Here is a 22317-nt window from a genome sequence, read left to right as displayed (position 1 = left end):
CTTGGTATGAGTCACACCCTCCCTCTCTTAGAACTGTCTATTTCCCGACAACCCCTTTTTTGCAAAAACCAGAAAACCGCTTACTGGTATTTCTTTTCTTTCTCAAATTTGGGTTCACAGGTAAGTGCAATGCCCAGCTTGCGGAAAGCTTCAATATCTACAGAAGACAGCATTACAGAAGTATGCGCCTGGCATCCGGAAAGCTTGGGAAGCTGTTCAAGGGCAAGCCTGGCATCCGGATTGGTAGCAGCACTGATGGATAATGCAATCATAGTCTCGTCCATATGCAGACGGGGATTCTTGCTGCCAAGATAATTTGTTTTTAATACCTGAATGGGGCGGATGGCATCTGGGGAGATCACATGCTTTTCGTGATCAATGCCAGCCAGCTCTTTTAGTACATTTAAAAGCAGAGCAGAAGAAGCACCAAGCAGGTCGGAAGTCTTGCCTGTAATGATCCTGCCGTCTTCCAGCTCCATGGCAGCAGCCGGACCACCAGTCTCCTGTTCGCGTTTCAGGCTGGCAGGTACTACCTTGCGGTCTTCAAGGGAAGCGTGCGCCTGTTTCAGGAGAAGTTCGATCTTATAAACTTCATCCTCCTTACCAGTGCCGGAAACCAGGGCCTGCATGCTCTTATAGTAACGACGGATGATTTCTTGTCTGGAGGCCTCTTGGCAGACTTCGTCGTCAATAATACAGTTGCCTGCCATATTTACTCCCATATCCGTAGGGGATTTGTAAGGGCATTTGCCAATGATCTTCTCGAACATAGCCTGAAGAACCGGAAAGATCTCCACATCACGATTATAGTTGACTGTAGTCTGTCCATAAGCTTCCAGGTGGAATGGGTCGATCATATTTACATCATTTAAGTCAGCGGTAGCTGCTTCATAGGCTAAGTTAACCGGATGCTTCAAAGGAATATTCCAGATTGGGAAAGTCTCGAACTTTGCGTAACCGGCAGCAACACCCCGTTTGTATTCATGGTAAAGCTGAGAAAGGCAGGTAGCCATTTTACCGCTTCCGGGTCCGGGAGCAGTGATCACCACCAGTGGTCTGCTTGTCTTGATATAATCGTTCTTGCCATAACCGTCATCGCTGACGATCAATGCTGTATTACTTGGGTAGCCTGGGATTGAATAATGAAGATAAACAGGGATCCCCATTTTCTCCAGACGTTTTTTGAATGCGTTTGCACTCTCCTGTCCTGCGTAGCGGGTAATGCATACACTTCCTACATACAGGCCTCTGCTTGTGAATGCGTCGATTAGACGGAGAACATCCACATCATAAGTGATGCCAAGATCACCACGGACTTTATTCTTGTCAATATCGGCAGCACTGATGACGATAACGATCTCTGCCTGATCAGAGAGCTGCATCAGCATCCTGAGCTTGCTGTCAGGCTCGAATCCTGGAAGAACTCTGGAAGCATGATAATCATCAAAAAGCTTACCACCGAATTCAAGGTATAGTTTGTTTCCAAATTTGCCAATACGTTCCCGGATATGTTCGGACTGCATTGTAAGATATTTTTCATTATCAAAGCCGATTTTCATTTGTCATTTCCTCTCCATCATCTATAAGAATCATTCTATCAGTATACTACAGAATTTCCTGCTTGTGTGAAAGTATTTTTAGTTTTTTGTGAAAAAAGATGAGAGAAAAAATCAGAGTATTTTCATAATCTGGCAGTTGATTTATCCTGGATTTCTCTTTATAATAAAAAGGATACAAGAGGAGGAACAAAATGAATAATAATTTGGACAATAACCCCAATGGCAAGCGTCCTGATAACAGGGATCCCAGGAAGCAGGGACCCAATAAAAATCATCAGTCAATTCTGGCTTTTCTGATCTGTCTTTTAGTTACATTGGTATGCTTAAGTCTTTTTACCAATATGCTTCAGGATCATTCCAGCGAGATCACATATGACAAATTTATTGATATGGTGGAAAAGGATCAGGTTAAGGAAGTTACCCTTCAGTCTGATACATTGACGATTGTACCGAAGAAGCAGACAAGTCCCTATTCAGAGATCACCTATTATACGAATCAGGTAGAGGATGAGACAGCTCTTACTAAGCGCCTGGAGGGTACAGGTATTATTTTCAAGTCTGAACCGCCGGATGCATTTGGCGAATTTATGTCTATGATGCTTTCTGTGCTTCTTCCTACACTGCTTTTATTTGTGCTTTTGATGTTCTTTATGCGCCGTATGAATAAAGGCGGCGGTATGATGGGAGTGGGCAAAAGCAGAGCCAAGGCTTATGTACAGAAAGAAACAGGGATTACTTTTAAAGATGTTGCTGGACAGGATGAGGCAAAGGAATCCCTTCAGGAAGTAGTTGATTTTCTTCATAATCCAGGGAAATATACAGAGATTGGCGCTAAGCTTCCCAAAGGAGCACTCCTTGTAGGGCCTCCCGGAACAGGAAAGACACTTCTGGCAAAAGCTGTGGCAGGAGAGGCACATGTACCGTTTTTCTCATTGTCAGGATCAGAGTTTGTGGAAATGTTTGTTGGTGTAGGTGCTTCCCGTGTAAGGGATCTTTTCGAAGAAGCGAAGAAGAATGCACCATGTATTGTATTTATCGATGAGATTGATGCCATCGGAAAAAGCAGGGATTCCCATTATGGCGGAGGCAATGATGAGCGTGAGCAGACACTGAATCAGCTGTTGGCTGAGATGGATGGCTTTGATACATCTAAAGGGCTGCTGATCCTGGCGGCTACTAACCGTCCGGAAGTTCTGGATCCTGCACTGCTTCGTCCTGGCAGGTTTGACCGCCGAGTGATTGTAGACCGGCCGGATCTGAAGGGCCGTGTAGATATTCTGAAGGTACATGCAAAGAATGTACTGCTGGATGATACGGTTGATTTTGATGCTATTGCATTGGCTACTTCAGGAGCTGTTGGATCTGACCTTGCCAATATGGTAAATGAAGCTGCGATCCTTGCAGTTAAGAATGGCCGAAAAGCTGTATCTCAGAAGGATCTGCTGGAGTCTGTAGAAGTGGTTCTTGTGGGAAAAGAAAAGAAAGACCGCATTTTGAGCCCGCAGGAGCGCAAGATCGTATCTTATCATGAAGTAGGGCATGCTCTTGTAAGTGCTCTGCAAAAAGACGCAGAGCCTGTGCAGAAGATCACCATTGTGCCGCGTACAATGGGAGCACTTGGATATGTTATGCAGGTGCCTGAAGAAGAGAAATACCTGAATACTAAGAAAGAACTGGAAGCTATGCTGGTAGGCTATCTTGGCGGCCGTGCCGCTGAGGAGATTGTCTTTGATACTGTGACTACAGGAGCATCTAATGATATTGAACAGGCGACTAAGGTTGCAAGAGCAATGATCACCCAGTATGGTATGTCCGAGAAGTTTGGTTTGATGGGACTTGCCACACAGGAGGACAGGTACCTTACCGGTCGTGCTGTGCTGAATTGCGGAGATGACACTGCTACAGAAGTGGACCATGAGGTGATGGCATTGATGCATCGCTCTTATGAAGAGGCAAAGACATTGCTGAGCGGACACAGAAAAGCATTGGACAAGATCGCTGATTATCTGATCCGCAAAGAAACGATTACCGGTAAGGAATTTATGAAGATCTTCCGGGCTGTAGAAAAGGGAATGGATGTGCCGGAGAATCTGGATGAGCTGGATCTTAACCAACTGGAGGACAAAGAGCCTGCTCAGGCAGAAACCGATAAGGAAGAGAGCCAGATTGCGGAAAAGTCTGTCCAGGCAGAAACTGATAAGGAAGAGAGCCAGATCTTAGAGGTATCTGCTCAGACAGAGCCAACAGAAGAATAACAGATGTGAAATGGAGCCGGGAATACAGCTTGAAGCAGGTATCCCGGCTCTTATATCAGCTGGGAGTCAATCCCCCAGCTGATATAGCCTCCGGCAGGATTGCAGAGGTGCGCAGGAGAAGTATGTCATGCAATTGCATGACGCGCACCTCGCAGCAAGAATGCCGAGGCATTCTTGATATGACGGCGAAAGGATCCATAATATGTTTTTGATCGAAGAGGAACTGAAAAAATTGCCTGGAAAGCCTGGCGTCTATATTATGCATGGGGAAAAGGATGAGATCATTTATGTTGGAAAGGCGGTGAGCCTGAAAAACAGAGTGCGCCAGTATTTTCAGAGCAGCAGGAATAAAGGGGCAAAGATCGAGCAGATGGTGACACACATTACCAGGTTTGAGTATATTATCACAGACTCAGAGCTGGAAGCCCTTGTACTGGAATGTAATCTGATCAAGGAACACAGACCTAAATATAATACAATGCTGAAGGATGATAAAACATATCCTTTTATTAAAGTAACCGTTCAGGAACCCTATCCGAGAGTTCTGTTTTCCAGAACCATGAAAAAGGATAAGGCAAGATATTTTGGCCCCTATACAAGTGCAGGGGCTGTAAAAGATGTGATCGAGCTTGTAAGAAAGCTGTATAAGGTGCGTTCCTGTAACAGAAACATTCCTAAAGAAAACTATAATGATCGTCCCTGCCTGTATTATCATATGGAGCAATGTATGGCACCCTGTCAGGGCAATGTAAGCCAGCAGGAGTATAAAAAGAATATTGATCAGGTACTGAAGTTTCTGAATGGGGATTTTCAGGAAACAATCCAGCAGCTTACCCATAAAATGGAGACGGCATCAGAAGAAATGCGGTTTGAGGATGCGGCAGGATACAGAGATCTGATACAGAGCATACGTAAGATTGGTGAACGCCAGAAGATTACAACTTATGGAGAAGAGGACAAAGATATTATTGCAGTTTCCATGGATGAAAGCCTTGATCTGAGAGAACAGGATGCAGTAGTGCAGGTGTTTTTCATGCGAAGCGGCAAGCTGATCGGAAGGGATCACTTCTTTCTGCGGGTGGCAAGAGGAGATAAGGCAGAGCAGGTATTGTCCAGCTTTCTGAAGCAGTTTTATGCAGGAACGCCTTTTATTCCAAGGGAGATCATGCTGCAGAAAGACATTGAGGACAGGCAGGTGATCGAAGAGTGGCTGTCCGGGCGCAGAGGTCAGAAGGTGCATATCCGTGTACCTGTAAAAGGAACGAAAGAAAAGCTGGTGGAATTGGCACTGGAAAATGCAAGAATGGTTCTGGCAAAGGACAGAGAACGAATAAAAAGGGAAGAGGGCAGAACCATTGGAGCTGTAAAGGAAGTAGAGAACTGGCTGAACCTGAAAGATCTGGTGCGTATGGAGGCTTATGATATTTCCAATATCAGTGGTTTTGAGTCGGTTGGTTCCATGGTGGTCTATGAGAAGGGACGACCAAAACGGTCAGATTACCGTAAATTTAAGATTAAATGGGTGCAGGGTCCTAATGACTATGCCAGCATGGAAGAAGTGCTTACAAGGCGTTTTACCCATGAAAGCAAGGGAGAATTTGACAGCTTTTCCAGACTTCCGGATCTGATTCTGATGGACGGTGGAAGAGGACAGGTAAATATCGCTTTGAAGGTGTTGGAAAATCTGGGGATGGATATTCCGGTATGCGGTATGGTAAAAGATGATGACCACAGGACCAGGGGACTGTATTACAATAATGTGGAGATCCCCATCGACACCAGCAGCGAAGGCTTTCATCTGATCACCAGGATCCAGGATGAAGCACACAGATTTGCCATCGAATTTCATCGTTCCCTGCGAAGCAAGGAGCAGGTACATTCTGTGTTGGATGATATTCCAGGGATCGGAGATGCCAGAAGAAAAGCCCTGATGCGTAAATTTAAGTCCCTAGAGAAGATCCAGGAAGCTTCAGTGGAAGAATTGGCATCTACGGAAACCATGAATATGAAAAGTGCCAGCCAGGTTTATGATTTTTTTCACAAAAAAGGAAAAAATATATAAATTATTTTCAACGCGTGTTATAATAAGAACGAATATTTCTAAAAGCGAGGAGATAGACCATGAAAGGTGTGCAGTTGACAAAAATGGCTCAGGAGCTGAATCTGACAAATCTGACGCCAGATATTGATTTTACAGATATTTATATTAAAACAGCTGAGATTAACCGTCCTGCTCTTCAGCTTACAGGATACCTGGAGCATTTTGCAAATGAGCGGGTGCAGATTATCGGATATGTAGAGTATACCTATTTGATGCAGCTGAATGATGAAGAGAGACAGTTCAAGTATGAGCGCTTTATTTCCAGCAAGATTCCCTGTGTTGTATTTAGTACCATGACAAGACCGTCTCAGGATATGATCGACCTGGCATATAAGTATAATGTGCCTACTTTTGTAACAGAGAGAAGCACCTCCAGCTTTATGGCTGAGATTATCCGCTGGCTTGGTGTACAGCTTGCTCCCTGCATTTCTATTCACGGAGTGTTGGTGGATGTATATGGTGAGGGTGTTCTGATCACAGGCGAAAGCGGGATCGGCAAGAGTGAGGCTGCACTGGAACTGATTAAGCGAGGTCATCGTCTTGTAAGTGATGATGTAGTAGAACTGCGTAAGGTCAGCGATGTAACCCTGGTAGGCTCTGCACCGGATATTACCCGGCATTTTATTGAGCTTCGAGGGATCGGTATCATTGATGTAAAGACCCTTTTTGGTGTGGAAAGTGTTAAGAATACACAGTCTGTAGACCTGGTGATCCGTCTGGAAGAGTGGGATAAGGACAAAGAATATGACCGACTGGGACTTCATGAGGAATATACAGAATACTTGGGGAATAAGATTGTATGCCATTCTCTGCCCATACGTCCGGGCCGTAATCTGGCAGTGATCGTTGAAGCAGCTGCAGTCAACCACAGACAGAAGAAGATGGGCTACAATGCTGCGGAAGAGCTGTATAAGCGTGTGCAGGCCAATATAGCGAAGAAAAGGGATGTCTGATAAAAAGTGTTAAATAATAAAAAGGTAATGGAAAGGAAAAGGTTATGGGAGTTTATTGTTTTGGTATTGATGTAGGAGGAACATCTGTCAAATGTGGATTGTTTCTTACAGATGGAACACTGGTAGAAAAATGGGAGATTCCTACCCGTACAGAAAATGAAGGAGCTGCGATCCTTCCGGATATAGCAAAGACTATTGAAGATAAGATCAAAGAACGTGGAATTGAAAAAGGCGATATTGATGGTGTTGGTATCGGAATCCCGGGACCTGTGAATGAGAACGGCGAGGTTCCCCTTGCGGTAAACCTTCACTGGGGATTTAAGGCTGTTGCAGCAGAGATCAGTGCATTGACCGGACTTCCTGCAAAGGCTGCCAATGATGCCAATGTAGCTGCTTTGGGAGAGGCTTGGAAAGGTGCTGCAGAGGGCGCTAAGAGTGTAGTACTCCTTACACTTGGTACAGGCGTTGGCGGTGGTATTATAGTTGATGGTAAGATCGTACCTGGTTTCCACGGCGCCGGCGGTGAAGTGGGACATGCCAATATGAACAGCGAGGAAGCAGAAAGCTGTAACTGTGGTAATCATGGATGTCTGGAGCAGTATGCTTCAGCAACCGGTATTGTCCGTGTTGCAAAGAGGGTACTTGATTCCACTCAGGCTCCGAGCGTTCTCAGAAAGAATATGGACAAGCTGAGCGCAAAGCAGGTTCTGGATGCATACAAGGACGGAGATGTACTGGCTGTACAGATCATGGAAAAAGTAGGAGATATACTGGGCAGGGCGCTTGGTATTTTCTGCTGTGTGATCGATCCACAGACCATCGTGATCGGCGGAGGAGTTTCCAGGGCAGGACAGCCGCTGATAGACTGTATCCAGAAATATTACAGGAAGTATGCGTTCCCAACATGTAAGGATACACCGATCGTACTTGCTACGCTGGGAAATGATGCCGGGATTTACGGAACTGCACGAATGGTGATCAAGGACTAAAAAAGACTTTCAGGAAATTGATATGCTCCCTTCTAGGTGGACAAGTGAAATAATAACAACTTGTCACTTAGGAGGGAGCATATTTTATCTGTGTCCCAGCTCCCAGAAGGCTACCGCACTTGCGGCAGCTACATTCAGGGAATCTACTCCGTGGGACATTGGTATCTTCACGGTATAATCACTGTTTGCAATCGTCTGTGATGTAAGGCCGTCGCCCTCAGTTCCGAGAATGACTGCCAATTTTTTTTCTGATCGGAGTGCTTTGTCATCAATTCCTACAGAATCGTCACGCAGAGCCATTGCGGCTGTTTTGAATCCCAACTTTTGTAGGATCTGCATTCCATCCTGCGGCCATATATTTTTTTTATCAAAGTATGTCCAGGGGATCTGGAATACGGTGCCCATGCTCACTCTGGCTGCACGCCGGTAAAGCGGATCACTGCATCCACCAGTCAAGAGTACTGCATCCATATGGAGTGCTGCTGCTGAGCGAAAAATAGCTCCGATATTTGTAGGATTTACAACATTTTCAAGAACTGCTATGCGGTTGGCGTTTCTGCAGACTTCCTCTACGGATGGCAGTGGATTTCTGTGCATTGCGCAGAGCATTCCGCGCGTAAGAGCAAATCCGGTCAGCCTAACCAATAGTTCATATTTCGCAGTATAGACAGGCACATTTGTATACTGTTCCAGAATTTCCCTCGCCTCTCCTATCAGATCTTTGTGCTCTACCAGAAAAGAAATCGGCTGATATCCTGCATTTAAGGCACGTTCAATCACTTTCGGACTTTCTGCAATAAAAATTCCAGATTCTGGTTCATAGTATCGTAAAAGCTGTACTTCCGATGTTCTGGCATAAACATCCAGTTCCGGCGCAGTGAAATCTTTTATTTCATTCCACATAAAAATCAGACCTCCAAACTGAGTAATCTTATTTTACATCAGTTTGGAGATTTGCACAAGAAATCCTTTTCCAATCAAAGCCTCAATCAAAACAAATGGGTTCCAGAGTCATAAATATTATATTTTATTTTCACATTAATGATGTTAAAATTATCACTGTAAATATCAGAGTGTATTTGAAAAAACATTCTTAATCTTTTTTTAACTATGCTCCGGAAAGGAAATTTTATACTAATGAAAACCAAGATCCAGGATATGACCTCCGGTTCGCCGGGACGATTGATCATTTTTTTTGCAATTCCCCTGATGCTGGGGAATATCTGTCAGCAGCTTTATACAATGGTGGATACCATGATCGTTGGCCAGGTTGCAGGCGTGGAGGCTCTTGCCGCGTTGGGTGCTGTTGACTTTTTGATGTGGGTTGTCACAGGTGTATCTACCGGACTCACCCAGGGATTTTCCATTCAACTCTCGCAGTATTACGGGGCAAAGGATTATGAAAATCTGCGAAAATCTTTGGCACACAGTTATCGACTGACTGCATTCAGCGCAGTGGGAGTATTCATTTTCAGCCAGTCCTTTGCTTCACTGGTATTAACAGGGCTGCATACACCTTCCAATATTATGGGAATGTCATTATTATATCTGCGCATTATTTTCTGCGGAATTCCGGCTGCTTCAGCCTATAATATGTTTGCCTCTGCTTTAAGGGCTATGGGAAACAGTAAAACACCACTGACTGCAATGATCATTGCATCTGTACTGAATGTCGTACTGGACATCCTGTTTGTGGCAGGCTTTGGAGGGGGTGTTGCAGGAGCAGCAATCGCAACTGTGATCGCACAAAGCTTTTCTGCTGTTTATTGTTTTCTGATTTTACGTAAAATTGATATTGTCCATCTGTCCAAAGCAGATTTTATGCCTGCCTCCGGTATGAACGCATGCCTGATGAAGCTTGGTATTCCTGTTGTATTCCAGAATGTCATCATCGGTTTAGGCGGTCTGGCAGTCCAGTATGTGATCAATAGTTACGGTTTCCTTTTTGTGGCTGGATTTACAGCTACAAACAAGCTTTATGGTCTGCTGGAAATGGCAGCTATTTCCTATGGATATGCCATCGTTACTTATGTGGGTCAGAATCTGGGAGCCGGAAGGATCGACAGGATCCGGAAAGGTGTCCGCTGCAGTATGCTGCTTTCCCTGCTTACATCACTGATCATTTCCGCTGCCATGTTTTTCTTTGGAAAAAGTATTCTTTCACTTTTCATCTCAGGTGAACCACAGCAGACACAGGAAGTATTGGCAATTGCTTTTAAATACCTTTCTATTATGGCTGCCATGCTTTGGGTTTTGTACTTCCTGTATGTATACAGATCTGCGCTTCAGGGACTAGGAGATACGTTAATGCCTATGGTAAGTGGTATGACTGAATTTGCAATGCGTATCAGTGCTGCACTGATTCTTCCTCATTTTATTGGAAGGGACGGTGTTTTCTTTGCGGAAGTTACAGCATGGAGCGGAGCCACTGTGATCCTATGCATCAGCTATTATGTACGGATGCATAAATATCATTAAGGCAATACAATCTCTTATAAAAAAAGATCCCATGCAAGGCAAAAGGCTAAAAAGTCTTGTCCTTGCAGGGATCTTTTTATTTATCACTGGGAATGTGGAAATCTGGTATTCACCCACAGTCCCTCTTATGGTGAAAGTTAGTAGTAAACAATATCATCCGTACCTTCGCCACCGGTATTATCGCCACCGGTGTAATCACCACCGGTACCATCACCACCAGTGCCATCGCCGCCGGTATTATCACCACCGGTATTATCGCCGCCGGTACCATCACCACCGGTACCATCACCGCCGGTACCATCGCCACCGGTATTATCCGGATTGTCCGGAATCACAGGCTCTTCCGGAGTGCCAGGATTGTTGGGATCATCCGGAGTCTGTGTAAGATCCGGATCCAGAACCAGTTCTCCCTCTGTTTCTTCATCAGGAACTTCATAGAAGTGCTGGTCGCAATATTCTGTAGGCACAGTGCCAACGTCAAAATACTCTTCAATAACCGGGCATCCTGTACGCGGCAGAAGACCTGTCTCAGAACAAATGCTGATTTTCTCAACGCTTGATGGCTGCTGGAAGTCACGGTACTCCAATCCTTCATGGATCCTGGACATAACCTTTCTCCATAAGTTCTTGTGGAAGTTACGGGCATCATCCGGGATCTTCTGATTATCATCGTAGCCGGACCATACAACACATGTATAATATGGCGTAAATCCTGCAAACCAAAGGTCATTGTACTGGTCGGTAGTACCAGTCTTACCTGCAACTGCCATATTATCCAGCTGACATGCAGTACCTGTACCTTGCTGCACTACATCCTCCATAGCACTTGTAAGAAGGAAAGCGGTGCTTTCTTTGATCACAGACTTCTCAGCAGATGTATTCTCAATCAGTACATTGCCATTGTGATCAAGGATCTTGGTGTAATAAACAGGTTTGATATAATTGCCGCTGTTGGCAATGGTAGCGTATGCTGCACACAGGTCGATGTTGGTAATACCATAGGTAAGTCCTCCAAGTGCCATTGGGAGATTGGCATCTGTGTAAACATTGCCATTGGCATCTGTGTCTGCTTCTGTTCCATGAGCCAGAGTGGAGAATCCAAAGTTGTCCAGGTATTGCAGGCCAAGTTCTGGAGTTACCTGCTCCAGGCATTTGACAGCCACAACATTGATGGAGTTACGGATCGCAGTACGGATAGTAGTTGTACCGCTGTAGGAACCACTTGCATTCTTGACCGGTTGTCCGCTTGGGTAATTGTAAGGCTCATCCTCAAAGGTAGTTGCCAGGGACATGCCAAGCTCATTCAAGGCTGGGGCATAAGTGGAAACAATCTTAAAGGTAGAACCAGGCTGACGGGTAGAATCTGTGGCACGGTTCATGGTCAGGCTGGCTGTCTTCTCACCACGGCCTCCGATCATAGCCTTTACATAGCCGGTATGCTGGTCGATAACGGTCATGGAGGACTGGGGCTGTGGTGCGAAATTCACACGCTCTGCTACTACCTGGCTGCCATCGGAAAGGATGTCTGCCTTATAGCGATCCACATAGGTCTGTCCTTCTTCCTGTGAATCAAACAGCAGGTCAAAGGAAGGATCCTCGTTCTGGAAATAAAGCTTCATCATCTCTTTGCTGTAGTTTACCTGCTCACCGGCAGGAGTCTTCACAGTAAGTGCATAGTCAAGTGCATACTGGACATAATCCGGATAATTACTAGGGTCAGCATATTCTTCATCAAGGATCTTCTGGATGGAAGGACTCTGTGTGGTCATAACCTTCAGACCACCGCTGTACAGCATATTCTGTGCCTGAGTCTTGGTATATCCTTTGATATTCATCAAGTCATTGATGATCTGCTGGTTCAGGGCATCCTCAAAGTAAGAATAAATATTACTGTCTGTCTGGGTCTGCTCAGCTTGTGCAGCCTGGATCCTGGAATACACATCATCATTCAGTGCTTCGTCATACTGTGCCTGGTCGATATATTCCTGATCCAGCATATGCTGAAGGACTTCCTTACGCCTTTTGGCATTTTCCTTGGGGTTGCTGATAGGATTGTATTTGGTAGGAGCCTGGGTAATACCTGCCAAAGTAGCACATTCTGAAAGATTCAGATCCCATACATCTTTGTTAAAATACTGACGGGATGCTGCCTGTACTCCATAAGCACCTGCACCAAGGTTGATGGTGTTCAGATAGTTCTCAAGGATCACATTCTTATCACCGATCTTTTCCTCAATCTGAACTGCCAGGTACTGCTCCTGAAGCTTACGGGTAATACGCTCGATTTGGGTGGACTCATTTGTCCAGTTGGTAAATACGTTATTCTTAAGAAGCTGCTGGGTAATGGTACTGGCACCCTCTGAAAAATGACCGCCGGATGTAAGACCCTTTACGGCAGCACGCAGGATGCCTCGCACATCAATACCATTATGCTCGTAAAAACGCTCATCCTCTATGGCTACAACTGCATGCTGCAGATCCAGGGGAATCTGGTCGATGGAAACAGGAAGTCTGTTGGCATCCGGAGCAGCCAGCTTACGGATCTGATTCCCTTCATCATCATACAGGAATGTGGCATAGCCAAGGGGCATGATATCTACATTCTCTACATCGGGGGCATTTGCGATCACTCCACGGACAGAGCCGATCCCCACACAGGTAACTACTACACAGAGTGTGATCAGACCCATAAACAGAAGCCGGATCAGTGAAACATGTGCTCTTTGTCCCATCATGGAAGAACGGGAGATGAGAGCATTACGTTTCCGTGCAGTGGATTTTTTTCCGTAGTTCATGATATTCCTCCTTTATAATCCGTTCTATTATATCAAATAAGTATAAGTAATTAAAGCATGAAATGAAAAATTCACATTTTTCATAAATTTATAAGAAATAGAAATCATACTCTAACCATAACCGTATTTGACAGAAGGTATTCAGAAGAAAAGGGAAAATAATTGTATTACAAGAAGGGGACTTTGCAGGTCCTCTCCTTTTTTTACAAAATGATTGACGGAGAAACATATTTTCATTATCATTAAGGGTACCAAAGACCATGGAGGCTGTGTGAAATGCAAAAAGAGTATAAGACCGTATATACTGGCGGTGAAGGAGAGATTATCGAAAAGAAATCCAGGTTTATTGCGACTGTGCGGCCAGTGGAAAGCGAAGAAGAGGCACTTGCCTTCATAGAGGAAATGCGTAAGAAATACTGGGATGCAAGACATAACTGCTATGTGTATTCTGTTGGGATGAACCGGGAAGCTACCAGATGCAGTGATGATGGGGAACCATCTGGTACAGCCGGAAGACCTATGTTGGATGTGATCCTTGGACAAGATATTTATAATGTGGCAGTGGTTGTTACCAGATACTTTGGAGGTGTGCTTCTTGGAACAGGCGGACTGGTGAGAGCTTACTCTTTGGCAGTGCAGACAGGGCTTGCGGCTAGTACGGTGATCACGAAAAAACTGGGGATTTCCCTGAAAGTAGAAACGGATTATTCTGGGATCGGCAAGATCCAGTATATTGCAGGGGAAAACGGTCTGCCCATCCTGGATTCAGAATATACGGATAAAGTAATTCTCCACCTGCTGGTACCGGAAGAACAGGTACAGCAAGTGAAGAAGCATATTACGGAAGGCACAAGCGGACGTGCTTCCATGGAAAAGATAAAAGATGTTTATTTTGCTGATGTAAATGGAGAAACAAAAATCTGGGAATGCTGATCATCTGATCAGCATTTTTCTGGCTCCGGATATTCCACACCAAAGGTCTCTACAGTCATGGAATGGATCTGCTGTTCATCCAGCGGTCTGTCGCTGTAATCAGTTTCTTCTTCAGCGATACGGTTTACTACTTCCATGCCTTCTATTACTTTGCCGAAAGCTGCATAGCTGCCATCAAGATGTGGGGCGTTCTTATGCATGATGAAGAACTGGCTGCCTGCAGAATCAGGATGCATGGCGCGAGCCATGGAAAGAACACCGGCAGTATGCTTAAGATCATTGGCAAAGCCATTCTGTGCAAATTCTCCTTTGATGCTGTAGCCGGGGCCGCCCATACCGGTTCCATCCGGGCATCCTCCCTGGATCATGAAGCCATAGATCACACGGTGGAAGATCAGTCCGTTATAGAAGCCTTTTTTGACAAGGCTGATAAAGTTATTCACTGTATTGGGGGCAATTTCCGGATAAAGCTCTGCTTTTATCACATCTTGGTTTTCCATAGTAATGGTTATGATTGGGTTTGTCATATTGAAATCTCCTTTATAAGTATTGTAAATCCTTAATTGTTTTATTATAATATTCAGAGAATGAATGTGCAAGAAAAAGAAAAGGTGGTTACTAAAAGAAATGATTATAGAGACCAATTCAGCCGAAGAAACCTTTGCATTGGGAAAAGCTCTTGGTGAAAAGGCATCCCCAGGTCAGATTTATACCCTGGATGGTGATCTGGGCACAGGAAAGACCGTGTTTACCCAGGGGGTTGCAGCAGGACTTGGGATCACAGAAGCGATCAGCAGTCCCACATTTACCATTATACAGGAATATGATACAGGCAGGCTTCCGTTATACCATTTTGATGTATATCGTATCGGAGATATTGAAGAAATGGAAGAAATCGGATATGACGATTACTTTTTCGGAGAAGGGATCTGCCTCATCGAGTGGGCAGATTTGATCCGTGAGATCCTTCCGGAACATGTGATACGAATCACCATAGAAAAAGACCTGGAGAAAGGTTTTGATTACCGGAAGATTACGATAGGAGAATAAAAATGAGAATTTTAGCATTAGACAGTTCAGGAATAGTAGCAACTGTAGCAATTGTGGAGGATGATAATCTTCTGGCAGAATATACAGTGAATTATAAAAAAACCCATTCCCAGACTTTACTTCCCATGTTGGATGAGATTGTAAAGATGACAGAGTTTGATCTGAATACGTTAGATGCAGTGGCAGTGGCAGCAGGCCCTGGCTCTTTTACAGGACTTCGTATCGGGTCAGCTACAGCAAAGGGGCTTGGGCTTGCTCTTGACAAGCCGCTGATCCCGGTTCCTACAGTGGAAGCACTGGCATATAATCTTTATGATGTGTCCGGGCTTGTCTGCCCTATTATGGATGCCAGGAGGGGACAGGTGTATACAGGGATTTACAGATTTAAGGACCACAGGCTGGTTCAGGTAGAAGGGCAGATGGCTGTGCCCATCCAGGAGCTGATTGGCATTTTGAACCGGCTGGAAGAACCAGTGACTTTCCTGGGAGATGGAGTGCCAGTGTTTAGGGAAACGATCCAAGCTGAGCTGAAGATGCCATTTTCTTTCGCACCTGCACATGTGAATAAACAAAGAGCGGCTGCGGTAGCTGCTCTGGGAGAGGTTTATTACAAAGATGGCAGGATCCAGACTGCAATGGAGCATATTCCGGAATACCTCAGGCTTTCCCAGGCTGAGAGGGAACGGGCCCAGAGGGAGGGAAAAGCATGATCCTCAGGGAAATGCTGGTAGAAGACCTGGATCAGGTCATGGAGATAGAGAAAGACCTTTTTTCTGTTCCCTGGACAAAGGAAGGTTTCCTTACTTTTGTGCTTAAGGACAATGCTATGTTTCTGGTAGTAGAGGATAAGGGAGAGATTATTGGGTACTGTGGGCTTCTGATGGTTCTTGACGAAGGTGACATTACGAATGTTGCAATCAAAAGAACCCGCCAGAAAGAGGGAGTTGGCGGGTTCCTTATGCAAAGTTTAATCAGACTTGCCGGTGAGAGAGGGATTACCACCATTCATCTTGAAGTCCGCGCGGGAAATTCTGGGGCTATTCGTCTTTATGAACGCTCTGGATTTACCAGAGATGGGATCCGTAAAGGTTACTACTCTGATCCTGTGGAGGATGCGCTTCTTATGACGTATCGCCAGAATTGAATATGCAAGGCTTTCAAAGAGCAGGCCGCAGGATGCGATCAGGCTGATCAGTAAGCCAGCTCTTTTACCGGGTGCATGGAATTTTAATTGGATTTCATGTGCCCCTTTTTTTAACGGAAATCCTGCAAATGCTTTGTTTACAGTCTGTACTGGAATTTCTTTACCATCTATAAATGCCTGATATCCTTTGGCATATGCAAAGGATGTGACAAAATATCCATCCTGATCCATGGAAATGGTGCCTTTCAATAATTCACTGCCTTTGGTGCCTTGATTGTGGAAAGTGACGATCCCTGGATGATGAAATGTGGATAATGGCAAAGTATAGGCAGTAATATTGGTTATTTTATAATTTCCTTTTGAAAATACCAGATCCAGATTGGAAAGTCCTTTTTCGGAAGAAAGCATATAGGTAAAGGTATTGTTTTGGTTGGGGTAGGGTGCATTGCTTCCGGAAAGACAGTTCTTAATTCCGTTTATGGAAACAGAAATATCTGAAGCTCCATCGTAAACTACATCAAAGGAAACCAACAACAGTTGTGATGCGGAGATATTTTTTGGAAGCTTTCGGGTGCTGGATATCTGTTTCTTTGTGCTTTTTCTGGCAAAAAAGTTTTCTGGCAGAGCGTAAGGCTTCATCTGGGACTGATAGGCAGAACTATTTGATGCCACTGAATCAGGTACAATCGTACGGTTGACAAGAGTATCCAGGTTCTGGGGATAGGTCAGTCGGTCAAAGGAAGCTTCACTTATAAGCGAAGTACTTCCATAAGCCAAAGGAAGTACCTGATCATTTTCAGCCAGAACATGGCCATTTTTTTCAGCTTTTATCAGGTATCCGGCAGGCAGCTGTTCTTTGGCTGTCTGGATATAACGTACGCCCATCAAATATTCCTGGAAAGGATTGCTGTGCATGGTGACTGCAACCCGGTTGCGGTTACTGATGGAGTTACGGAGAGTATCATAATAAAATTGATTGTAGGTACTGTTAGATACGGAAGAGTAGATGCTGCTCCTGTTCTGGGTACCCCATACCATATAATTGCTGTTGGTGTACGGACGCTCCAGAGTATCCATCCTTGCTTGTGAGTCCTTGCAAAGCTTCAAGATCTGGCTGTCGGAAAAAGTACTTCTGGAGTCATCTGTGGCAGAAACATATTCTTCCCTTCCGGATTTATTCAGATAAATCTTGGCAGGCAGCACCAGGATCAGGAGAAAAGCCAGTCCCTGTGCCAGAAGCTTTCTTTTTTTACAAATTGATCCGGAAGCAGAAAATAAGACCAGACATAACCCATCTAATGCCATCAGAATCTTGAACTGGTTATCATGGGAAACAAAAAGAATCTGTATGATAACCGGAATCAGACAGCATAGTGCAAGGGGAAGGCTGTGCCGGATCCGCCTGGCTTTTAATTCTTCCAGTGTAAGTGCTGTCAGGTAAAGGATCAGCGGCATGAATGGGATCAGGCTTTTGGGGCGTACATATAAGGTTCCGTTCAGAATCCAGTAAAAAATATTAAAAAACAAAAAGCATAGTAAAATGCAGGCAAAGGATCGGGTTGATTTTCGACGGATGCTTAATAAAACTGTGTAAAGGCAGATCAGGGTAAGCCCGCATCCATAAACACTGTAAAGAAGACTGTCCATTGTTGGGTTGACAGTAAGGATCTTGTACAAAGGAGTAGGAGCTACATCTTTTTTATTTTCCAGGATGGCAAGTCCGGTGGGCAGCAGAATTGCCATGGACAGGCAGACTGCAGCAGCAGTACTGAGAATGTAACCGGACCACAGCTTTATAAAACGTCTGGGAACTTTGCTGTAAACCTTGTACAGGCTTTTGGTAGAGAACCAGTAATACAGAGTGCAGGATGCAAAGCAGGCAGGGAAAAAGTAAAAGCTATGGAATAAAATCATCAGGTAAGAAAAAACGATGCCCATATTTGTCCGTGTTTTTTGAGGAAAACTATTAATCATGGATTCCGCCTGCTGGTCAATGGCAATCAGCGTCAGGATCACAAAAGGCAGGTAGTTTACAAACATGATCTGTCTGTGAGCCTGAAACAGACAGTTTGCACAAAGGTAAAGGAAGCCTGCACAAAAACAAGATGTGTCTGTAAGCCCCTTTTTGTAAAGCCAGTAATATAGGAGAAAAATCCCAAGGAAAATCTCAAAAACTGCATATCCCTGGATGATGGCAGCAACGGATATATCAGGTAGAAAATACGATAAAAGTACATCTGGCCGGAGCATCCCGTAGTAGGACAAGGCAAAAAAGTTGGTACCTCCTCCAAGACCAGAGAAATCGGGAAGAAGCTGCCCGGTGGCATAAAAGTGCTTACGCATATAATCTGCAAGAGTAACATGCTGGCAATACCAGTCTGTCTGGGAGCCGTACATGCTACCGGATGGAAGTGTAAGTAGAATCAGCAGTGAAGCTGCACCAAAAAGAAAGAGAATGCACAGCAGACTGCGTCTGGTAAGTTTTGGTTTTTGATTCAAATTCATAATGTTCCTTTCCTGTCTGACGAATCTTATATCGACCGTGCAGATTTTACATCAAAAACAGAAGTAAGGCAATCACTTTTGAAATTTCTTTTTTGACTTGCATTCTATAATAAACATAAGAGATGAAAATATACATTAAAAAAATATAAAAAATTCTTAAGAATATGAAAAGAAAAGCGGAAGGTATTCCAAACAGGTTTTTACTTGTTTTAGAATCTGGATTGTGATACACTTTTTCACAGAAAAAAGTAAAGAGGAATAAGAAATATATGTTAGATATTTGTCTTGTTGGAACTGGCGGCATGATGCCTTTGCCCAGAAGATGGCTTACAGCACTTATGACCCGGTATAATGGCAGCAGCCTTTTGATTGACTGCGGCGAAGGTACACAGGTAGCTATCAAGGAAAAAGGATGGAGCTTTAAGCCTATAGATGTGATTTGTTTTACCCATTACCATGGAGATCATATCAGTGGTCTTCCGGGACTGCTTCTTACCATGGGAAATGCAGACCGTACAGAGCCATTGACCCTGATTGGGCCAAGAGGGCTGGAACGAGTGGTAAATGCCCTGCGTGTGATTGCACCGGAATTGCCTTTTGAAATTCGATTTATGGAGATTACAGGCGCAGAACAGACTTTTGAAATAAATGGATATCGTATCACTGCATTTAAGGTAAATCATAATGTACTTTGTTATGGATATACCCTGGAAATTTTAAGACAGGGCAGATTTTCGCCGGAAAGAGCCAGAAGCCAGGGGATTCCCCTAAAATTCTGGAATCCATTACAAAAAGGTATGACAATGGAAGAAGACGGAGTAGTATATACTCCAGATATGGTTTTAGGACCGGACAGAAAAGGATTAAAAGTTACTTATACAACAGACACCCGGCCTACAGAGTCAATTTTGAAAAATGCAAAAGGTTCTGATCTTTTTATCTGTGAAGGAATGTATGGTGAAGAAGATAAGGTGGAAAAGGCAAAAGGGTATAAGCACATGACCTTTAAGGAAGCGGCTTTCCTTGCCAGGGATGCAAAAGTAGAGCAGATGTGGCTCACTCATTACAGTCCTTCCTTGATCCGTCCGGATGATTACATGGATAAAGTCAGAGAAATATTCCCAAATGCCTGGCCGGGCAAAGATGGGAAGAGTTTGGAATTAAAATTTGAAGAGGAAGACGAAAAAAATGAAAGATAATTTGATCCTAGCGATAGAAAGTTCCTGCGATGAGACAGCGGCATCGGTTGTAAAAAACGGCAGAACCATTTTGTCAAATGTTATCTCATCACAGATCGAGCTTCACAAATTATATGGTGGTGTTGTACCGGAGATTGCATCCAGAAAGCATATTGAGAAGATTAATCAGGTTGTGGAACAGGCACTTTCGGATGCAGGAGTAACATTAGACGATCTGGATGCTATAGGTGTTACCTATGGCCCTGGCTTAGTGGGGGCACTTCTGGTGGGCGTTGCAGAGGCAAAGGCCATTGCTTATGCCAAAAAGCTTCCATTGGTAGGCGTGCATCATATTGAAGGGCACGTGTCTGCGAATTATATTGAACATCCGGATCTTGAGCCGCCGTTTTTATGTCTGATCGTTTCCGGAGGGCATACCCATCTGGTGATCGTAGAAGATTACGGGAAATTCCGCATTCTGGGAAGGACAAGGGATGATGCGGCTGGAGAAGCTTTTGATAAGGTTGCAAGGGCGATTGGACTTGGATATCCGGGAGGACCAAAGATCGATAAGCTTTCGGATGAAGGTAATCCGGATGCTATTGTATTTCCAAAAGCCAAAATCGAAGATTGTCCATATGATTTCAGTTTCAGTGGTGTGAAGTCAGCGGTGCTAAATTATCTAAATAGTGCAAAAATGAAAGGGGAAGAAGTAAACCGTGCAGACATTGCTGCTTCTTTCCAGAAAGCAGTGGTGGATGTACTGGTAGAACATACTATGCAGGCGGCAAAGGATTTCCATATGGATAAAGTGGCTATTGCAGGAGGAGTTGCTTCCAATAAACATCTTCGTGAGGCTATGGAAAAGGCATGCAAAGAGAATGGCTTCCGTTTTTACCGCCCGTCTCCTATTTTTTGTACAGACAATGGAGCAATGATCGGGGTGGCTGCTTATTATGAATTTATGAAGGGAACGAGACATGGGTGGGATCTGAATGCAGTTCCTAACCTGAAATTGGGAGAGCGTTGAAATGAGTGAGAAATGTACTGCAATTGTTCTGGCGGCAGGAAAAGGAAAGAGAATGCACAGCAAAATACAGAAACAGTTTCTGGAAATACAGGGATATCCGGTGCTATATTATTCCCTGCATTGTTTTCAGGAAAGCAGTATGATTCAGGATATTATTCTGGTAACAAGTGAGGATGTTATTTCCTATTGTAAAGAGCAGATTGTGGATAAGTACGCATTTTCAAAAGTTACCAGGGTTATTCCTGGTGGGAAAGAACGGTATGATTCTGTATATGCAGGGTTACTGGCTTGTGACAATCCAGATTATGTATTTATACATGATGGTGCCAGGCCTTTTATTAATGAAGAGATTCTAAGAAGAGGGCTTTCGGCTGTACAACAGACAGGAGCTTGTGTAATTGGTATGCCTTCCAAAGATACCATAAAGATTGCGGATACCCAGGGAAATGTACTGGAGACACCAGATAGAAATTGTGTATGGACAATCCAAACACCGCAGATTTTTTCTTATGCTTTGATCTGCAGGGCACATGAAAGCATCCGAAAGAAGGATATGAGCAAGGTGACAGATGATGCTATGGTTGTGGAGCAGGAAACAGGAGTGAAAGTGCGATTGGCACAGGGCTCATATAGGAATATAAAGATCACAACGCCAGAGGATCTGAAAGTAGCACAGGCCTTTTTTCAGGAGAACTAAAAAAGATTTGAAAAACTAAAAAATTGTGTTGACACAAGGCATGATTGGTGATAAGATAATCAGGCACTGACAGAGAAAAGGTTGGTGCATGTATTTACAAACATCTGGAGAGATATCGAAGTGGTCATAACGAGGCGGTCTTGAAAACCGTTTGTCCGCAAGGGCGCGTGGGTTCGAATCCCACTCTCTCCGCTTCTTGCAGGAAAATAAAAAAGTGCTTGACAAAGCATGGCCTGTGAGTTATAATGAATAACGCTTCATTTGTGAAATGAAGAGTTGTAGGGCGATTTGGAGAAGTACCCAAGCTGGCCGAAGGGGCTCCCCTGGAAAGGGAGTAGGTCGTTAATAGCGGCGCGAGGGTTCAAATCCCTCCTTCTCCGCTTGAATCTGAAAAGATTCAAAAAGTTGTTGACAATGGCAAGAGATTATGATATAGTAATCAAGTTGCTAACAGACAACATGAACATTGATAACTAAACAGTGAAACACATACGATTCTCGAAAATTCTTTAACACTACGATCACTTGACGAAGCGAAGCTGAGTTTAGTGAGAGTGCGGTTCGGTTTTTAAAAACCGGACTTCATTGTTTGAGTGAATGAACTTTAAAACAGTAATGACGAGAGATAACTAAGCTAGTTGGTTGTCTTG

At 44.2% G+C, this 22317-nt stretch carries 16 protein-coding genes, 2 tRNA genes and 1 pseudogene; 14 read left to right on the top strand and 5 right to left on the bottom strand.

The window, feature by feature from the left end:
- Nucleotides 1-80 precede the first annotated feature (80 nt).
- On the bottom strand, nt 81-1559 hold the full coding sequence (locus G5B11_RS16375; RefSeq protein ID WP_173729081.1) for a DUF1846 domain-containing protein: 1479 nt from the start codon (nt 1557-1559) through the stop codon (nt 81-83).
- A 191-nt stretch (nt 1560-1750) separates the two neighbouring features.
- Here G5B11_RS16375 and ftsH point away from each other — a divergent pair, with 191 nt between their 5' ends.
- The 4 genes from ftsH (at nt 1751) to G5B11_RS16355 (ending at nt 7857) form a co-directional block, all read left to right on the top strand.
- Nucleotides 1751-3814, top strand: coding sequence for an ATP-dependent zinc metalloprotease FtsH (gene ftsH, locus G5B11_RS16370; protein WP_173729080.1), 2064 nt, complete (start codon nt 1751-1753; stop codon nt 3812-3814).
- A gap of 202 nt (nt 3815-4016) precedes the next feature.
- Entirely contained in the window at nt 4017-5876 is a 1860-nt protein-coding gene (uvrC, locus tag G5B11_RS16365) for an excinuclease ABC subunit UvrC (protein ID WP_173729079.1), read from the top strand.
- 59 nt (nt 5877-5935) lie between these two features.
- The gene (gene hprK / locus G5B11_RS16360; protein WP_173729078.1) at nt 5936-6868 is read left to right on the top strand and encodes an HPr(Ser) kinase/phosphatase; all 933 of its coding nucleotides are present in this window, start codon (nt 5936-5938) and stop codon (nt 6866-6868) included.
- Between the two features lie 44 nt (nt 6869-6912).
- Nucleotides 6913-7857: an ROK family glucokinase gene (locus G5B11_RS16355; protein WP_173729077.1), complete on the top strand. Its 945-nt coding sequence runs from the start codon at nt 6913-6915 to the stop codon at nt 7855-7857.
- A gap of 84 nt (nt 7858-7941) precedes the next feature.
- Here G5B11_RS16355 and G5B11_RS16350 read toward each other — a convergent pair whose 3' ends face one another.
- Nucleotides 7942-8760, bottom strand: a complete 819-nt coding sequence (locus G5B11_RS16350) for a TrmH family RNA methyltransferase (protein WP_173729076.1) — start codon at nt 8758-8760, stop codon at nt 7942-7944.
- Nucleotides 8761-8994: 234 nt separating this feature from the next.
- Between G5B11_RS16350 and G5B11_RS16345 the strand changes: the two genes are divergently transcribed.
- A complete protein-coding gene (locus G5B11_RS16345; protein WP_173729075.1) occupies nt 8995-10335 on the top strand; it encodes an MATE family efflux transporter in 1341 nt (446 codons plus the stop codon).
- Between the two features lie 137 nt (nt 10336-10472).
- Here G5B11_RS16345 and G5B11_RS16340 read toward each other — a convergent pair whose 3' ends face one another.
- Complete coding sequence (locus G5B11_RS16340; protein WP_173729074.1) at nt 10473-13130, bottom strand: transglycosylase domain-containing protein; 2658 nt, start codon at nt 13128-13130, stop codon at nt 10473-10475.
- 276 nt (nt 13131-13406) lie between these two features.
- Here G5B11_RS16340 and G5B11_RS16335 point away from each other — a divergent pair, with 276 nt between their 5' ends.
- Nucleotides 13407-14063, top strand: coding sequence for a YigZ family protein (locus tag G5B11_RS16335; RefSeq protein ID WP_173729073.1), 657 nt, complete (start codon nt 13407-13409; stop codon nt 14061-14063).
- Nucleotides 14064-14071: 8 nt separating this feature from the next.
- On the opposite strand, the gene G5B11_RS16330 is transcribed toward G5B11_RS16335, so the two are convergent.
- Nucleotides 14072-14590: a peptidylprolyl isomerase gene (locus G5B11_RS16330; RefSeq protein WP_173729072.1), complete on the bottom strand. Its 519-nt coding sequence runs from the start codon at nt 14588-14590 to the stop codon at nt 14072-14074.
- 100 nt (nt 14591-14690) lie between these two features.
- Here G5B11_RS16330 and tsaE point away from each other — a divergent pair, with 100 nt between their 5' ends.
- From tsaE to rimI, 3 genes and pseudogenes are all read left to right on the top strand, one after another.
- Nucleotides 14691-15113, top strand: coding sequence for a tRNA (adenosine(37)-N6)-threonylcarbamoyltransferase complex ATPase subunit type 1 TsaE (gene tsaE / locus G5B11_RS16325; protein WP_158422316.1), 423 nt, complete (start codon nt 14691-14693; stop codon nt 15111-15113).
- Nucleotides 15114-15115: 2 nt separating this feature from the next.
- A complete protein-coding gene (tsaB, locus tag G5B11_RS16320; RefSeq protein WP_173729071.1) occupies nt 15116-15823 on the top strand; it encodes a tRNA (adenosine(37)-N6)-threonylcarbamoyltransferase complex dimerization subunit type 1 TsaB in 708 nt (235 codons plus the stop codon).
- A pseudogene (gene rimI / locus G5B11_RS19635) lies at nt 15820-16179 on the top strand (ribosomal protein S18-alanine N-acetyltransferase); the annotation flags it as partial. The gene tsaB and the pseudogene rimI, both read left to right, overlap by 4 nt.
- Here the strand turns inward: rimI and G5B11_RS19220 are convergent.
- Nucleotides 16081-18762: a YfhO family protein gene (locus G5B11_RS19220; protein WP_274603264.1), complete on the bottom strand. Its 2682-nt coding sequence runs from the start codon at nt 18760-18762 to the stop codon at nt 16081-16083. The pseudogene rimI and the gene G5B11_RS19220 sit on opposite strands and share 99 nt — an antisense overlap.
- A 269-nt stretch (nt 18763-19031) precedes the next feature.
- Here G5B11_RS19220 and G5B11_RS16310 point away from each other — a divergent pair, with 269 nt between their 5' ends.
- The 5 genes from G5B11_RS16310 (at nt 19032) to G5B11_RS16290 (ending at nt 22047) form a co-directional block, all read left to right on the top strand.
- A complete protein-coding gene (locus G5B11_RS16310; RefSeq protein ID WP_158422312.1) occupies nt 19032-19961 on the top strand; it encodes a ribonuclease Z in 930 nt (309 codons plus the stop codon).
- Nucleotides 19951-20970 (top strand): tRNA (adenosine(37)-N6)-threonylcarbamoyltransferase complex transferase subunit TsaD, encoded by a 1020-nt coding sequence (tsaD, locus tag G5B11_RS16305; RefSeq protein WP_173729070.1) that lies wholly within the window; start codon nt 19951-19953, stop codon nt 20968-20970. The genes G5B11_RS16310 and tsaD overlap by 11 nt, the downstream gene beginning before the upstream one ends.
- Before the next feature lies 1 nt (nt 20971).
- Nucleotides 20972-21667 (top strand): 2-C-methyl-D-erythritol 4-phosphate cytidylyltransferase, encoded by a 696-nt coding sequence (gene ispD, locus G5B11_RS16300; protein WP_173729069.1) that lies wholly within the window; start codon nt 20972-20974, stop codon nt 21665-21667.
- Between the two features lie 106 nt (nt 21668-21773).
- Nucleotides 21774-21859: transfer RNA gene (locus tag G5B11_RS16295), tRNA-Ser, on the top strand.
- A 98-nt stretch (nt 21860-21957) separates the two neighbouring features.
- A tRNA-Ser gene (locus tag G5B11_RS16290) sits at nt 21958-22047 on the top strand.
- Nucleotides 22048-22317 lie beyond the last annotated feature (270 nt).

Origin of the sequence: Blautia glucerasea (assembly GCF_013304385.1) — a bacterium.
Taxonomy (GTDB): Bacteria; Bacillota; Clostridia; order Lachnospirales; family Lachnospiraceae; genus Blautia_A; species Blautia_A ammoniilytica.
The sequence above is the reverse complement of the archived record's forward strand: the minus strand, read 5'-3'. Positions and strand labels throughout refer to the sequence as shown.